Origin of the sequence: Bradyrhizobium sp. SZCCT0148 (assembly GCF_018129985.1) — a bacterium.
GTDB lineage: Bacteria > Pseudomonadota > Alphaproteobacteria > Rhizobiales > Xanthobacteraceae > Bradyrhizobium > Bradyrhizobium japonicum_H.
Genome location: NZ_JAFCKT010000010.1, coordinates 92,638 through 104,758, shown reverse-complemented (window position 1 = coordinate 104,758; position 12,121 = coordinate 92,638). Strand labels below are relative to the sequence as shown.

The window sequence follows — 12,121 nt, the reverse complement described above, 5'->3', positions numbered from 1 at the left end:
GACCGGGCCATCCCGGTCTTGAGCTCCGGCGCGAAGAACGTGGATGCCCGGGACAGCCCGGGCATGACGATCTCTAGCTTGCGCTAACCTACGAAAGCCCATTGATGGATTCCCTCAATCCCGACAATCCGCCGCTGACCGTGACGCCTGCGCCGCCGCGCGTCTGGCTGTTCTGGGGCACCGCGCTGTGGGGCCTCTTCATCTTCGTCGCGATGTTCGTTGGGCAGATCGGCGCCGTCGTCCTGCTGGCGGCGCTGCGTGGTCTTCCCATGGATCTTGCCTCGGTCCAGGGGATCGGCCACGAGCCGCAGGCGCTCGCGCTCTCGGTGATCATGGGCCTGCCGGCAACGCTTCTGGCGGTGTGGCTCGCCATTGCCATCAAGAAGGCCTCCTTCGTCGATTATCTCGCGCTGCATTGGCCGTCCTGGAAGCAACTGCTGTTCGGTGCGGTCGGCCTCATCCTGATCGTCGTGGTCTGGGAGACGATGTCACGCGCGCTCGGCCGCGAGGCGACGCCGGGCTTCATGACCGATCTGTTGAAATCGGGCCGCGACAAGGGTGCGGCGCTATTGCTGCTGTTCGCCTTCAGCGTGGCCGCGCCGATGTCGGAGGAGATCCTGGCGCGCGGCTTCCTCTTTCGCGGCTGGTCGGCGAGCTTTTTGCGCGTTCCAGGCGCGATCCTGCTGTCGTCGCTGGTCTGGACGGTCGTGCACCTGCAATACGACATCTACTTCCTCGCCGAGGTCTTCACCATCGGACTGTGGTTCGGCTACATGCGCCATCGCGCGAATTCGCTCTGGCTCACTATCGCGCTGCACGCGATGAACAATCTGACCGCTGTGGTTCTGACGATGTGGCTGGGGAGCTGAGGCTGGCCGTTGCTTCTCGTTCGCAATGACAGGCGAGGGAAGTACGCTTTCAATGAAGCGCTCTAGTAGGCCACCAGCGCGATTGCGATCGGCATCGTGATCGCCGCCAGAATCGTCTGCAGAGTGATGATCTGCGCAAGCAGCGGCGCGTCGCCGCCCATCTGGCGTGCCAGCACATAGGCACTCGGCGAGGTCGGCACCGCCGCGCAGATCGCGACGATGGCGAGGCTGTCGCCGGCGAGGCCGAACCAGCCGGCAAGAGCCAGCGCGAGGATTGGCATCAGGACGAGCTTGAACGCCACGCCGAGGGTTGCGCTCACGCTGGGGCGGAACAGCCCCTTCAGTTGCAGGCCCGCGCCGGTGACGAGCAGGCCGATCGCGAGCGAGGAGCGGCCGAGCGCGTCGGCCACCTCGTGCCAGATCTTCGGCAGTGGCAGCTGCATGACGTTGATGGCGAGGCCGATGACACAGGCCCAGATCAGGGGATTGCGGATCACCGTCATGACGATGGTCCGTACTGACTGCCTCTCGGGCGCTGCGTAATGTGCGAGCACCGCGACGCTGAAGACGTTGACCAGCGGAATGATCGCGACCATCGCCACCGACGCCAGCGCCAGCCCGATATCGCCATACAGGTTGGCGGAGACCGACAGTGCCACATAGGTCTGCCAGCGTGTCGCGCCCTGGAAGATCGAGGTGAAGGCGGGGCCGTCGATACCGAGCCGCGCCAGGGCCGGGCGCAGCGCGAGGCAGAGCAGCGACATCGCCAGCGCCGACAGCAGCAGCGCGCCGCCGACTCCGGCGACCGGCACCTTGGAGAGGTCGGCCTTCACCAGCGTCTGGATCAACAGCATCGGAAACAGCACGAAATAGGTCAGCCGCTCCAGCCCGTGCCATTGCGTGTCGAGCCGCATCAAGCTGCGCTTCAGGACGACCCCGAGCACGATGAGGATGAAGACCGGCAGCAGCGCCGCAATCACGACCGCCATCGGTCAGGCGGCCCCTGGACGGAGATTGGCGAGGCGGTCGAGCGCGCCCTGCAAAATGAAGATCGCGGCGTGCTCGTCGATCACTTCGGCGCGCTTGGCGCGGCTCACGTCCATGCCGATCAGCTCGCGCTCGACCGCTGCAGTCGAGAGGCGCTCGTCCCACAGGCCGATGGGAAAGGCTGTGAGCCCGGCAAAATTGCGGGCGAAGGCGCGGGTGGATTGCGCGCGCGGCCCCTCGCTGCCGTCCATGTTGATGGGCAGGCCGAGCACGAAGCCGACCACCCGGCGCTCGGCCGCGATCGCGAGCAACCGGGCCGCGTCCTGCTTGAACTGCTTGCGCTGGATGGTCTCGACGCCGGTTGCAAGCCGCCGGTCCGGATCGGATACGGCTACGCCGATGGTCTTGGTGCCGAGGTCGAGCCCGACCAGCGCGCCGCGCGCGGGCCAGTGGGTTGCAGCATCGACGAGGGGCAGGATAAGAGCAGGCATGACGTAGCGCATATCACGCGTCGCGCCGCGGAGTGAACCCGGAACATGGATGCACTGACATTATTCGGCCTGTTCGCCGTGACCGCGATGCTGATTAGTTACGCCCTGGAAGATCGGAGCCATTGGTTCGTGCTGCTGTTCGCCGCGTCCTGCGCGCTCGGTTCGGCTTACGGCTTTCTTCAGGGCGCCTGGCCGTTCGGTCTGGTCGAAGCGATCTGGGCCGTCGTGGCGCTGCGGCGGTAGCAGCTGAAACGGTAGATCGTCCGACGGCAGCAAGAAGCGTGTGAAATCGTGCCGCACATTTGCATCGGCGATTTGTGGCAAATCTCACACGAGTGACGGCGCAGGCCATGTCATGATGCCGCGGCTTCGGTTGCTTGCATCGATTGACGCTTTGGTTGTGTCACGTTAGATTTATGCTCTAAAGTAGTGTGGGGCGCGTGCCCCGATTTCCAGAACGATCGGCAGCGGACGGCAATTCCGGCTTGCGCTGCAACTTGGCGCAAATTTTTAGGGCGCCCCGACCACGTCCCATATTGTCCAGACATTTGAGAGGTCACAATGCTCATCAAGCCAAGCCTGATCGCGGGCTCAGAAAGGCGATTCAAGCAAGCCGAGTTCTCACCCGAAGCCTTGAACCGGAAATTGGGCGACGGTCCGATCGAGATGACCGTCGAAAAGATGCGCGTGCGCCAGCGCCAGCTGCTGGCCGAGACACAGGACGTGGAGAAGGCCGAGATCGGCCTGGAGCGGATCCTTCAGGGCAATGATCTCGACAGCATCAACTATCTCGCCAAGGGGACGGGCGCCTCGCGCTCGGTCTGCCGCATTCAGCTCAGGGATCTCAAGTCGAACCTGCTCGGCTACGGCTCGGGCTTTCTGATCGGACCGGGCCTGCTGCTGACGAACCATCATGTCTTCGGCAAGCCGGCCGACGCCGCCAATTCGATTGCCGACTTCAACTACGAGCTCGACATCGCGGGACAGGAGCGCGTGCCGGTGCGGTTTGGCTTCGAGCCTGGCAAGTTCTTCTACACCAACGACAGGCTGGATTTCTCGATCGTCGCGGTGGCGCCGACCTCGCTGTCCGGCGCGGAGAAGCTCGAGGACTTCGGATGGTTGCCGCTCAGCGGCGCGCCCGGCAAGGCAGATCCCGGCGAGTACCTCACCATCGTCCAACATCCCAGCGGGCAGATGAAGCAGGTCTGCGTGCGCGAGAACAAGCTGCTCAAATATGTCGGTGACTTCCTCTGGTACAACACCGACACGACGGCGGGTTCGTCGGGATCGCCGGCATTCAACCGCTTCTGGCAGGTGGTCGCGCTGCATCACAGCGGCGTGCCCCGCAAGGATGCGCAGGGCCGCACCCTGACCAAGGACGGCAAGGTTTGGAAAGCGTCGATGGACGAATCGCTGATCGACTGGATCGCCAATGAAGGCATCCGGATCAGCGCGATCGTCGCCGATCTCAAGGTTGCCGTCGGCTCCCATCCCCTGATCCAGCCGGTGCTGGACGAGGAAGAGCCACCGCTCCGGCTCGAGGTCGAGAAAGCCCGGCCGCCGGTCGCCGCGCCTGCTTTCGGCACCAATTTCTGGGTGGAGCAGTCCCTCGACGGGACCTCGCTGGTGGTGCCGATCCGCGTGCCTTTGCCGACGTTCAGGAAGGACATTCCGTTCGCGCCGCCGGCACCCCTGCCGGGTCCCGCGGGGGGCAACGGCGGAGGCCTCAACGGCGGCATGCAGAACGGCGGCAAGCCGTTGCTCGTCCCGCCGTCCCGCCTTCCGCCAAACCTCAGTGCAAACGGCCTGCCGATGGAGGCCGTACATATCGATCAGAGCACGCTGAAATCGCGCCCCGGATACAAGGCGAATTTTCTCGGCACCGGGAAATTCTCGGTGCCCTTGCCGAAGATACCAACCGCTCTCAAATCCGAGATCGCGACGCTCAAGGGGAATGCCAGGCAATCCGAGCTGAAATACTTCAATTACAGCGTCGTCATGAACAAGGCACGCCGGCTCGCCTTCTTCAGCTGCGTCAATATCGACGGCGGCAAACAGCAGGACGTCGGCAAGCGCGAGGGTGATTCCTGGCTGCGGGATCCGCGCATCGACGACGATGCGCAGATCGGTGACGAGTTCTACCGCAAGCAGGCGACCCTCGAGGCGGACCGCAGCAAGAATCCTTTCGACCGCGGTCACCTCGTGCGCCGGCTCGATGCGACCTGGGGCGACACCGTCGCTGCAGCGAAGCAGCATGGCGACGATTCCTTCCACTTCACCAATTGCTCGCCGCAGTTCTTCTCGTTCAACCAGGGCAAGCAGCTCTGGGCGGGCCTGGAGGATTATACGCGCGATGTCCTGCTCGAGGGCGAGGAGAAGGGCATCGTCATGAACGGTCCGGTGTTCGACGGGCCGGATGCCGACGGCTCCGATCTGCCCAATCCGGCCGGGCAGCCGCGCAAGGATCCGAGCTTCGGCGGCGTTCAAATCCCGAAATATTTCTGGAAGATCCTGATCCGACGCAACGAGGACGACGACGCGCTCAAGGCGGCGGCTTTCCTGATGAGCCAGCGAAAGCTGATCATGGACATCGATCGCATCCAGGAGGTGGATCTGCGCGAGAAGATGTCGGAGGAGGATGTCAGCGTCTTCCAGGTCTCGATCGCGGACCTCGCGAAACTGACCAGGCTCGACTTCGGCAATCTCACGGACGCGGATTCGCACGAGGCGACCTCGGTCGGTCCACGGCGGATCGAGTCCTATGAGGACATTCGACTTTAGAACAGCGCGGCCTGACGCGGTGTCACCGCGTCAGGCCGCGATGACGTCTTCGTCGGTTTTCAGGCAAGCTGCAAAGCCGGCCAGTGCGCTGGACTGATGTCCGGCGCGACGCTGGATGAAGAGTGTCTCGACGCGCGCATGCGAGGCGCCCAGGGTGTGGATCGAGACGGTGCCATTCATTGCGCTGCGGTCGACGACCGCGCGCGGCAGCAGCGTCACGCCCATGTCGGCGGCGACGCAGCCGATCATGCCGTCGAGGGTGCCGAGCTCGAACCGCGCGGCGGACGGCCAACCGAACTCGACGAAAATCTGCTCGAGGCGCTGGCGATAGGTGCAGCCGGTGCGGAACACCAGCGCGGTCGGGCCGGACTCCGGCGTGCCGGCGCGCAGCTCGGCAAGCGAAGCCCAGCGGCGCGCGCTGACCAGCACCAGCTCCTCGCGGAAGGCGCCCGTCGCAATGAGGTCGTCATGCGCGATCGGTCCTGCGACAAAGGCACCATCGAGCGCGCCTTCGAGCACGCTTGCGACGAGGTCGGCGGTCGGTGCGGTCCGCAAGGACAGGCGCACGGCGGGGCAACGGCGGTGGAAATCGGCGAGCAGCGGCGGCAGGCGCACCGCCGCGGTCGTCTCCATCGAGCCGATCGCAAGCGGTCCCTTCGGCTCGCCATCGTCGCGCGCGGCCAGCACGGCCTCGCGCGAGAGCGCGGCCATCCGTTGTGCGTAAGGCAAAAGGCGCTTGCCGGCGCCGGTCAGCGTCATGCCGCGGCTGTGGCGTTCGAACAGCGGCGTGCCGATCTCCGCCTCCAGCGCCTTGACGCGCTGGGTGACGTTGGACTGCACGGTGTTCAGCTCTTCCGCAGCGCGGGTGATGCCACCGGTGCGGGCGACTGCGGCAAAGGTCTTGAGGTCGCCGAGTTCCATGGCGTCGTTTCTCTTTTCAGATGGCAACGTTCGCTACAATTCATTTTCCGAGAATGCTAGTCGGGCTTAGTCTCGCTGTCCAGATCAGGAAAAAGTCATGCCGATCACGACATCGCTGACCACGCTGCTTGAGGTCCGCCATCCCGTCCTGCTGGCGCCGATGGATGTCATTGCGGGCAGCCGTCTGGTCGCGGCGGTGAGTCGTGCCGGAGGTTTTGGCATTCTGGGCGGGGGTTATGGCGAGAGGATTTGGCTGGAGCAGCAAACGGCGAAGCTCGCCTCCCTGACCGCACCGTTCGGGATCGGCTTCATCACATGGAGCCTTGCCAAGCGGCCCGAGCTTCTCGACATCGCGCTGGCGGCAAAGCCCTCGGCCATCGTGTTGTCGTTTGGCGATCCAGCGCCGTTCGCAGCCAGGATCAAGTCAGCCGGCGCGCGTCTGATCTGCCAGGTTCAGGACGAAGCGATGGCGCGGCAGGCGCTCGATGCCGGCGCCGATGTCTTGGTCGCGCAGGGGACGGAAGCGGGCGGTCACGGCGCCTCCCGCACCACGGTCGATCTCGTGCCGGCGATCGTCGACCTTGCCCCTGGGGTGCCGGTGGTCGCTGCCGGCGGCATTGCCGACGGGCGCGGGCTCGCGGCCATGATGATGCTGGGCGCGAGCGGCGTGCTGCTTGGCACGCGCTTCTATGCGAGCGTGGAGGCCGACGGTGCGGAGGAGGCCAAGCGGCGCATCTGCGCGGCGAACAGCGGCTCGACCGTGCGTGGCATCATCTTCGACCTCTCCCGCAACAATGTGTGGCCGGCACCGTTCACCGGCCGTTGCCTGGTCAATGATCACGCCCGGCGCTGGATCGGCCGCGAAGTCGAACTGATGCAGAATGTCGCCGCTGTCGCGGCGGAATATACGGCGGCAAAAGCCGCCGGAAATTTCGACGTCGCGGCCGTCATCGCGGGCGAGGCGGTCGGACTGATCCATGATATTCCACCGGCGGCCGAGCTCGTCGAGCGGATTACGGTTGAAGCGGAGCAGCTTTTGGCCGGCCGCCGCAACTCCATCGCGCCCGTCGCCCGAATCTAGAGAGAACAAACCATGTGGCCTGACCGTCGACTGATCGACCTCTTCAAGACCGAATTTCCGATCGTGCTGGCGCCGATGGCCGGCGTGATGGATGCGGAGCTGGTGATCGCCGTGTCAGAGGGCGGTGGGCTCGGTTCGCTGCCGAGCGCGATGCTGTCGCCGGAGAAAGCGCGCGAGCAGGTCAACATCATTCGCCAGCGCGTGAAGGCTCCGGTCAACATGAACTTCTTCTGCCATACGCCGGTCGACCTTTCGACCGAGGCTGAGGCACGCTGGAAACAGCGGCTCACGGGCTATTACACCGAGCATGGTCTCGATCCCGCAGCGCCGATCTCCGCGGCGAACCGCGCGCCGTTCGATGCGGCCTTCTGTGAGGTCGTCGAGGAGCTGAAGCCCGAAATCGTCAGCTTCCATTTCGGCCTGCCGGAGCAGGCGCTGCTCAAGCGCGTCAAGGCGGCCGGCTGCCTTGTCATCTCGTCGGCGACGACGGTGAAGGAAGCCGTCTGGCTCGAACAGCACGGCGTCGATGCCGTCATTGCGCAAGGCGCCGAAGCCGGCGGCCATCGCGGCATGTTCCTGACCGACAAGATCTCCGAGCAGCCCGGCACGTTTGCGCTGGTGCCGCAGGTCGCCGATGCCGTGAAGGTACCGGTGATCGCGGCCGGTGGCATCGCGGACGGGCGCGGCATCGCCGCCGCCTTCGCGCTCGGCGCCTCCGGCGTACAGATCGGCAGCGCTTACTTGCGCTGTCCGGAATCCAAGGTCTCGCCGGGAGGCCGCAAGGCGCTGGCTGAGGCGCGGGACGATTCCACCGTGATCACCAATGTCATGACCGGGCGCCCGGCGCGCGGCGTCCAGAACCGCCTGATGCGCGAGGCCGGTCCGATCTCGCCGGACGCGCCGCCGTTCCCCCATGCCGCGACCGCGCTGGTGCCGCTGAAAGCGGCTGCCGAAAAGCAGGGCAGGGTGGATTTCACCAATCTCTGGGCCGGCCAGGCCGTGGCGCTGGGCCGCGAGGTCCCCGCGGCCGAATTGACGCGGGATTTTGCCAAATCGGCGCTCGCTCGCATGAAAGCGCTGGCTGGCTGAGGCCAGCCACCCGGTTGCGGCGCAAAACCGGCCTCTGCTATACGGCACATAGGTTTTGCCGTGAGAGGCCATATATAATGTCCGTCGACGCCGCTACCGTCCGCCGCATCGCGCATCTGGCGCGCATTGCGGTTTCCGAGGACGAGGTTCCGCATCTGCAGGGCGAGCTCAACGCCATGCTCGCCTTTGTCGAGCAGTTGTCGGAGGTCAATGTCGAGGGCGTGGAGCCCATGACCTCGGTCACCCCGATGCAGATGAAGAAGCGACAGGACGTGGTCGATGACGGCGGGATCGCCGACGATATCGTGCGGAATGCGCCCGCGACCGAAGGCCACTTCTTCGTGGTGCCGAAGGTCGTCGAGTAGTTTTTAGGACCTCTGCCATGTGCATGCTTTGCGACGACGAGAAGGCCTATCAGGCCTACATGAACTATCTCGACAAGATGGAGCGGCAGGGCAAGGCTGCCGATCCCAACGTCGCCGTCAATGCCGTGCTCGACGAGATCGAGGCCGCCGCGAACGCCGCCGCCAAGAAAAAAGACGACCCGGCCAACGACAAGACCTTGTCTCCGTTCTTCTGCAGCCCGATCAATAAATGACCGATTTGACATCGCTGACGCTCGCCGAGGCCCGCAAGGGTCTCGCGGCCAAGACTTTCACGTCCCTCGAGCTGACGGACGCGCATTTGAGCGCGATCGAAGCCGCGCGGGTGCTCAATGCCTTCGTGATGGAGACGCCGGACCAGGCCCGCGACATGGCGAAGGCCGTGGACGCAAAGATCGCCAAGGGCGATGCCGGCCCGCTCGCGGGCATCCCGCTCGGCATCAAGGATCTGTTCGCGACAAAGGGCGTGCGCACCACGGCGTGCTCTAAGATTCTGGGCAATTTCGTGCCGACCTACGAGTCCACCATCACTTCGCAGCTGTGGCGCGACGGCGCGGTGATGCTCGGCAAGCTCAACAATGACGAGTTCGCGATGGGCTCGGCCAACGAAACCTCGTGCTTCGGTCCGGTCGGCAATCCCTGGCGGCGCGAGGGAAGCAACACGACGCTGGTCCCGGGCGGCTCGTCCGGCGGCTCGGCCTCGGCTGTGGCGGCGCTGCTCTGCATGGGTGCGACCGCGACCGATACCGGCGGCTCGATCCGTCAGCCCGCGGCATTCACCGCGACCGTCGGCATCAAGCCGACCTATGGCCGCTGCTCGCGCTGGGGCATCGTCGCCTTTGCCTCCTCGCTCGACCAGGCCGGTCCGATCGCACGCAGCGTCCGCGACAGCGCGATGCTGCTGCGCTCGATGGCCGGGCACGATCCGAAGGACACGACCTCGGTCGACATCCCCGTGCCGGATTACGAGGCCGCGATCGGCAAGTCCGTGAAGGGCATGAAGATCGGCATCCCCCGCGAATATCGTCTCGACGGCATGCCGGCCGAGATCGAAAAACTCTGGAGCGAGGGCGCGGCCTGGCTGAAGGCGGCCGGCGCCGAACTCGTCGAGGTGTCGCTGCCGCACACCAAATACGCGCTGCCGGCCTATTACATCGTGGCGCCGGCGGAGGCGTCCTCCAACCTCGCGCGGTATGACGGCGTCCGCTATGGCCTGCGCGAGAAGGGCGGGAACATCAACGAGCTCTACGAGAACACCCGCGCCGAGGGGTTCGGTGCGGAGGTTCGCCGCCGCGTCATGATCGGCACCTATGTGCTCTCGGCCGGCTATTACGATGCCTATTATCTGCGCGCGCAAAAGGTGCGCACGCTGATCAAGAAGGATTTCGAGGATTGCTTCGCGCGGGGGGTCGACGCGATCCTGACCCCAGCGACGCCATCAGCGGCCTTCGGCATCGGCGAGAAGGGCGGCGCGGATCCGGTCGAGATGTATCTCAACGACATCTTCACGGTGACCGTCAACATGGCGGGCCTGCCCGGCATCGCCGTGCCCGCGGGCAAGGACGCGCAGGGCCTGCCGCTCGGCCTGCAACTGATTGGCCGCCCGTTCGAGGAGGAGACTCTGTTCTCGCTCGGCGAGGTGATCGAGCAGGCGGCCGGCCGCTTCACGCCCGCGAGGTGGTGGTGAATGCCGCCGCGTTCATCGCAAGCCTCGACGGCGCGGCGCCCGCGCCTAGGCTGAGCGCGCCGCTCAGCGGTCTATGGTGGGCCGCCAAGGGCGACTGGGAGCAGGCGCACAGAATCGTCCAGGACGACAACAGCCGTGACGCCGCCTGGGTGCACGCCTATCTGCACCGCGTCGAAGGCGATTTCGGCAATGCCGGCTACTGGTACCGCCAGGCCGGCCAGCCAGCTGCAACGGATTCATTGGAAGCGGAGTGGGAGCGGATCGCTGCCACGCTGCTCGGGAGCACGACATGAGCACGGCCACGCACAAGCTTCTCAAGGGCGCCACCGGTGACTGGGAGGTCGTCATCGGCATGGAGATCCATGCCCAGGTGACGTCGAAGTCGAAATTGTTCTCCGGCGCGTCCACCGCCTTCGGCGGCGAGCCGAACTCGCAGGTGTCGCTGGTCGACGCCGCGATGCCGGGCATGCTCCCCGTGATCAACGAGGAATGCGTCAGGCAGGCTGTCCGGACCGGGCTCGGTCTCAACGCGCAGATCAACCTGCGCTCGGTGTTCGATCGCAAGAACTATTTCTATCCGGACCTGCCGCAGGGCTACCAGATCAGCCAGTACAAATCGCCCGTCGTGGGCGAAGGCGAGGTGATCGTCGATCTCGACGGCGGCCGTACTGTCTCCATCGGCATCGAGCGGCTGCATCTGGAGCAGGATCCCGGCAAGATGCTGCACGATCGGTCGCCGTCGCTGTCCTACATCGATTTCAACCGCTGTGGCGTGGCACTGATGGAGATCGTCTCGAAGCCGGACATCCGCGACGCCGAGCAGGCCAAGGCCTATGTCACCAAGCTGCGCTCGATCATGCGCTACCTCGGCACCTGCGACGGCGACATGGAGAAGGGATCCTTGCGCGCCGACGTCAATGTGTCCGTGCGCAAGCCCGGCGCGCCGCTCGGTACCCGCTGCGAAATCAAGAACATGAACTCGATCACGTTCATCGGCCAGGCGATCGAGTATGAAGCGCGGCGCCAGATCGAGATCCTGGAGGACGGCGGTCAGATCGAGCAGGAGACCCGCCGGTTCGAGCCCAACAAGGGCGAAACGCGTTCGATGCGGTCCAAGGAAGAGGCGCACGACTATCGCTACTTCCCCGATCCCGACCTGCTGCCGCTCGAATTCAGCCAGCAATTCGTCGACGAGCTGAAGGCGAAGCTGCCGGAGCTGCCGGACCAGAAGAAGGCGCGCTTCGTCGCCGATCTCGGTCTCTCGGCCTATGATGCGAGCGTGCTGGTCGCCGAGCGCGAGAGCGCAGTGTTCTACGAGACGGTGCTCGACAAGCTCGGTAACCGCGCGCGCGATGGCAAGATGGCGGCGAATTGGGTGATCAACGAGCTGTTCGGCCGCCTCAACAAGGAAGGCCGGGACATTACGGACTCGCCGGTGAGCGCCGAGCAGCTCTCGGGCATCGTCGATCTGATCGGCGAGGGCACGATCTCCGGCAAGATCGCCAAGGATCTGTTCGAGATCGTCTGGCAGGAGGGTGGCGATCCCCGCGCGCTGGTCGAAAGCCGCGGAATGAAGCAGGTCACCGATCTTTCGGCGATCGAAAAGGTCGTCGACGACATCATCGCCGCCAATCCCGACAAGGCCGCGCAGGTCAAGGACAAGCCGCAGTCGCTCGGCTGGTTCGTCGGGCAGGTGATGAAGGCATCAGGCGGCAAGGCCAACCCGCAGAGCGTCAACGACCTGCTCAAGTCGAAGCTCGGCATCTGATCTCGCACGTTCGAACGAGGTGACGGATAAGTTCGTCACCTCGTTTTCGTTCCTCGGCTGCGAC

13 protein-coding genes are annotated in these 12,121 nt (G+C 65.0%); 10 read left to right on the top strand and 3 right to left on the bottom strand.

Going from position 1 to position 12,121, the window contains the following annotated elements; all coding sequences use genetic code 11:
- The first annotated feature begins 104 nt into the window (after positions 1-104).
- Positions 105-869 carry a CPBP family intramembrane glutamic endopeptidase gene (locus JQ580_RS25430; protein WP_212282937.1) on the top strand — a complete coding sequence of 255 codons (765 nt, stop codon included), beginning with the start codon at positions 105-107 and terminating at the stop codon, positions 867-869.
- Between the two features lie 62 nt (positions 870-931).
- On the opposite strand, the gene JQ580_RS25425 is transcribed toward JQ580_RS25430, so the two are convergent.
- Together JQ580_RS25425 and ruvX are read right to left on the bottom strand one after the other, a co-directional pair.
- Positions 932-1,858: an AEC family transporter gene (locus JQ580_RS25425; RefSeq protein ID WP_212282936.1), complete on the bottom strand. Its 927-nt coding sequence runs from the start codon at positions 1,856-1,858 to the stop codon at positions 932-934.
- A gap of 3 nt (positions 1,859-1,861) precedes the next feature.
- On the bottom strand, positions 1,862-2,347 hold the full coding sequence (ruvX, locus tag JQ580_RS25420; RefSeq protein ID WP_212282935.1) for a Holliday junction resolvase RuvX: 486 nt from the start codon (positions 2,345-2,347) through the stop codon (positions 1,862-1,864).
- Between the two features lie 45 nt (positions 2,348-2,392).
- On the opposite strand from ruvX, the gene JQ580_RS25415 reads away from it, so the two are divergent.
- Both JQ580_RS25415 and JQ580_RS25410 read left to right on the top strand, forming a co-directional pair.
- Entirely contained in the window at positions 2,393-2,590 is a 198-nt protein-coding gene (locus JQ580_RS25415; protein ID WP_212282934.1) for a hypothetical protein, read from the top strand.
- A gap of 423 nt (positions 2,591-3,013) precedes the next feature.
- Positions 3,014-5,128 carry a DNA/RNA non-specific endonuclease gene (locus tag JQ580_RS25410; RefSeq protein ID WP_212282933.1) on the top strand — a complete coding sequence of 705 codons (2,115 nt, stop codon included), beginning with the start codon at positions 3,014-3,016 and terminating at the stop codon, positions 5,126-5,128.
- A 30-nt stretch (positions 5,129-5,158) separates the two neighbouring features.
- Here the strand turns inward: JQ580_RS25410 and JQ580_RS25405 are convergent, their stop codons facing one another.
- A complete protein-coding gene (locus JQ580_RS25405) occupies positions 5,159-6,049 on the bottom strand; it encodes a LysR family transcriptional regulator (protein ID WP_212282932.1) in 891 nt (296 codons plus the stop codon).
- Between the two features lie 97 nt (positions 6,050-6,146).
- Here JQ580_RS25405 and JQ580_RS25400 point away from each other — a divergent pair, with 97 nt between their 5' ends.
- From JQ580_RS25400 to gatB, 7 genes are all read left to right on the top strand, one after another.
- Complete coding sequence (locus JQ580_RS25400; RefSeq protein WP_212282931.1) at positions 6,147-7,130, top strand: NAD(P)H-dependent flavin oxidoreductase; 984 nt, start codon at positions 6,147-6,149, stop codon at positions 7,128-7,130.
- A gap of 12 nt (positions 7,131-7,142) precedes the next feature.
- On the top strand, positions 7,143-8,219 hold the full coding sequence (locus JQ580_RS25395; protein ID WP_212282930.1) for an NAD(P)H-dependent flavin oxidoreductase: 1,077 nt from the start codon (positions 7,143-7,145) through the stop codon (positions 8,217-8,219).
- Between the two features lie 77 nt (positions 8,220-8,296).
- Positions 8,297-8,584, top strand: a complete 288-nt coding sequence (gene gatC / locus JQ580_RS25390) for an Asp-tRNA(Asn)/Glu-tRNA(Gln) amidotransferase subunit GatC (RefSeq protein WP_212282929.1) — start codon at positions 8,297-8,299, stop codon at positions 8,582-8,584.
- A 17-nt stretch (positions 8,585-8,601) separates the two neighbouring features.
- Positions 8,602-8,817: a hypothetical protein gene (locus JQ580_RS25385; protein ID WP_014494728.1), complete on the top strand. Its 216-nt coding sequence runs from the start codon at positions 8,602-8,604 to the stop codon at positions 8,815-8,817.
- Positions 8,814-10,289 (top strand): Asp-tRNA(Asn)/Glu-tRNA(Gln) amidotransferase subunit GatA, encoded by a 1,476-nt coding sequence (gatA, locus tag JQ580_RS25380; protein WP_212282928.1) that lies wholly within the window; start codon positions 8,814-8,816, stop codon positions 10,287-10,289. Before JQ580_RS25385 ends, gatA begins: the two co-directional genes overlap by 4 nt.
- Positions 10,280-10,582 (top strand): hypothetical protein, encoded by a 303-nt coding sequence (locus tag JQ580_RS25375; RefSeq protein WP_212282927.1) that lies wholly within the window; start codon positions 10,280-10,282, stop codon positions 10,580-10,582. The genes gatA and JQ580_RS25375 overlap by 10 nt, the downstream gene beginning before the upstream one ends.
- Positions 10,579-12,057: an Asp-tRNA(Asn)/Glu-tRNA(Gln) amidotransferase subunit GatB gene (gene gatB, locus JQ580_RS25370; RefSeq protein ID WP_212282926.1), complete on the top strand. Its 1,479-nt coding sequence runs from the start codon at positions 10,579-10,581 to the stop codon at positions 12,055-12,057. Before JQ580_RS25375 ends, gatB begins: the two co-directional genes overlap by 4 nt.
- Positions 12,058-12,121: the final 64 nt, after the last annotated feature.

Bases quoted from the DNA above. Each gene is read 5' to 3' on its own strand.
- JQ580_RS25430 (WP_212282937.1), top strand. From the start codon at position 105: ATGGATTCCCTCAATCCCGACAATCCGCCGCTGACCGTGACGCCTGCG.
- JQ580_RS25425 (WP_212282936.1), bottom strand. From the start codon at position 1,858: ATGGCGGTCGTGATTGCGGCGCTGCTGCCGGTCTTCATCCTCATCGTG.
- ruvX (WP_212282935.1), bottom strand. From the start codon at position 2,347: ATGCCTGCTCTTATCCTGCCCCTCGTCGATGCTGCAACCCACTGGCCC.
- JQ580_RS25415 (WP_212282934.1), top strand. From the start codon at position 2,393: ATGGATGCACTGACATTATTCGGCCTGTTCGCCGTGACCGCGATGCTG.
- JQ580_RS25410 (WP_212282933.1), top strand. From the start codon at position 3,014: ATGACCGTCGAAAAGATGCGCGTGCGCCAGCGCCAGCTGCTGGCCGAG.
- JQ580_RS25405 (WP_212282932.1), bottom strand. From the start codon at position 6,049: ATGGAACTCGGCGACCTCAAGACCTTTGCCGCAGTCGCCCGCACCGGT.
- JQ580_RS25400 (WP_212282931.1), top strand. From the start codon at position 6,147: ATGCCGATCACGACATCGCTGACCACGCTGCTTGAGGTCCGCCATCCC.
- JQ580_RS25395 (WP_212282930.1), top strand. From the start codon at position 7,143: ATGTGGCCTGACCGTCGACTGATCGACCTCTTCAAGACCGAATTTCCG.
- gatC (WP_212282929.1), top strand. From the start codon at position 8,297: ATGTCCGTCGACGCCGCTACCGTCCGCCGCATCGCGCATCTGGCGCGC.
- JQ580_RS25385 (WP_014494728.1), top strand. From the start codon at position 8,602: ATGTGCATGCTTTGCGACGACGAGAAGGCCTATCAGGCCTACATGAAC.
- gatA (WP_212282928.1), top strand. From the start codon at position 8,814: ATGACCGATTTGACATCGCTGACGCTCGCCGAGGCCCGCAAGGGTCTC.
- gatB (WP_212282926.1), top strand. From the start codon at position 10,579: ATGAGCACGGCCACGCACAAGCTTCTCAAGGGCGCCACCGGTGACTGG.